At 39.9% G+C, this 293-nt stretch carries 1 protein-coding gene; it reads left to right on the top strand.

All coding sequences use genetic code 11. The annotated features are described in order from the left end of the window. Positions 1–226 (top strand): response regulator (locus FCL47_RS24190; protein ID WP_136816281.1); only part of this gene is annotated, 226 nt, incomplete at its 5' end. Between the last annotated feature and the right edge of the window lie 67 nt (positions 227–293).

The following is a 293-nucleotide window of genomic DNA, read 5'->3' as shown; positions in this document are numbered from 1 at the left end:
TGCAATTGTTATGGACGTTGCAATGCCTGAAATGGATGGAATTGAAGCCATGAAAGTAATCAGGAAGAGCAATCCTACTATTCCAATATTGTTGAGCAGTGGCTATTCTGAAAGTGAATTAGTCTTTGGTAAGGAGCAGGGGAGTCAACCGGACGTTTTTCTGCCAAAACCCTTTAGTATATCTGATCTGCAGAATAATCTTGCAAAGATATTATCTCCATGCTGAACCCGGTGCTTGTTCTCAAGCACCCTAAAACATGATTAGCTCGACAAATCATAATTGTTTCAATTCG

The organism is Desulfopila sp. IMCC35006, assembly GCF_005116645.1.
In the GTDB taxonomy this organism is placed as follows: domain Bacteria; phylum Desulfobacterota; class Desulfobulbia; order Desulfobulbales; family Desulfocapsaceae; genus Desulforhopalus_A.
This window is presented reverse-complemented; position numbering and strand designations above follow the sequence as displayed.